The 1,405-nt window shown below is 72.8% G+C and carries 1 protein-coding gene and 1 pseudogene; both read right to left on the bottom strand.

Going from position 1 to position 1,405, the window contains the following annotated elements; genetic code table 11:
* The coding region (gene crtI, locus AC1Q49_RS12290; protein WP_492492448.1) for a phytoene desaturase family protein at nucleotides 1-1,054 on the bottom strand (1,054 nt) is incomplete at its 3' end.
* Nucleotides 1,051-1,405 (bottom strand): annotated as a pseudogene (locus AC1Q49_RS12285) (phytoene/squalene synthase family protein); the annotation flags it as partial. The pseudogene AC1Q49_RS12285 and the gene crtI, both read right to left, overlap by 4 nt.

The raw sequence follows: 1,405 nt of genomic DNA, 5'->3' as shown, positions 1-1,405 counted from the left end.
GGTCGGCGCCGAACACGTCGCCGAAGTTCTTCTCCCAGTCCCGGGCGAACAACAGCGTGTGGTGAGCGAGCTGCGGCAGCTCCCCGTCGACACCGAGCAGGAGCAGCAGCGCCCCCGGCCCCGGGTTGCGCCGGCGCCACCACCGTGGCGGGTAGGACTGGAGCGACGGCGGGAGCATGGTCGTCTCGGTCTCGTGGAGATCGGCGGAGGAGACGACGATGTCGGCCTCTCGCACGGTGCCGTCGGAGAGGCGGATGCCGATCGCACGGGCATCCTGGGTGAGGATCTCGGCGACCGGCGAGGAGGTGTGCAGCACCGCGCCCTGTGCACGGGCGACCCGCGCGACCGCGGCGATGACCTCGGTGAAGCCGCCCTGCGGATACAGCACCCCCTCGTCGAGATCGAGGTGGCTCATCAGGTGGTACAGGCTGGGCGCGTCGAACGGCGACGAGCCGAGGAACACGGCCGGGTAGCCGAGGATCTGACGCAGCACCGGATCGCGGAAACGACGGGCGACATGGTCGTCGAGCGACCGTGTCAGCAGCGGCGCCAGTCGTGGCAGTTGACCGGCGACGGCAGGATCGCGCAGTCCCTTCGTGGAGGCGTACGTGTCGTAGAGGAATCGCGACACGGCGAGGTCGTAGGCGTCGGCGGCCGAGTCGAGGTACGCGTCGAGGCGGGCTCCCGCGCCGGGTTCCCGGCTCTCGAAGAGATCCCGCGCCGCCTCGCGCCCCGAGACGACGTCGACGGCGGAGCTGACGGCACCGGCATCCGGTTCGGGGTACACCCGGTAGGCCGGGGTCAGCGGCACCAGGTCGAGCTCGGCGGCGGCGCTCGTGCCGCACAGGCGGAAGAAGTGGTCGAAGACCTCGGGCATGAGGTACCAGCTGGGGCCGGTGTCGAAGCGGAAGCCGTCGCGCTCCCAGGAGCCGGCCCGCCCGCCCAGCGCGTCCCCGGCCTCGTGCAGCTCCACCTGCCACCCGTCACGGGCGAGGAGGGCGGCGGTCGCGAGGCCGGAGATCCCGCCACCGATGACGAGGGCCGTGCGGGTCATGGAGTGCTCCGTTTCGGGGGGCGGCCGGCGAGCGCCCGGGCCGCGATGGTGGCCTTGACCGGTGTGGGGACGGACACACGGGCCGTGTCGTCGTCCTCGCGCAAGCGGTGCGCGAGCTCGGCGAACAGGCCGTGGGCGGTCGTCACGGCTCGCCGGCAGTCGGCGGGCAGGTCGGCGATCGCGGCGGCCGCGGCATCCAGGTCGGCGTCGATGCGGTCGAGGACGGCCGTGCGATCGCGGCGTCCGTCCTGCAGTCCGAGATAGTCCCGTCCCAGCCGGTTCTCGTCGTCGGTGCGGTCGCGGAGGAAGTTGACGTCCTGGAAGGCGGCGCCCACGCGCCGGGCGCCGGCG

Source organism: Microbacterium sp. MPR-TSA4 (genome assembly GCF_058792815.1).
The sequence above is the reverse complement of the archived record's forward strand: the minus strand, read 5'-3'. Positions and strand labels throughout refer to the sequence as shown.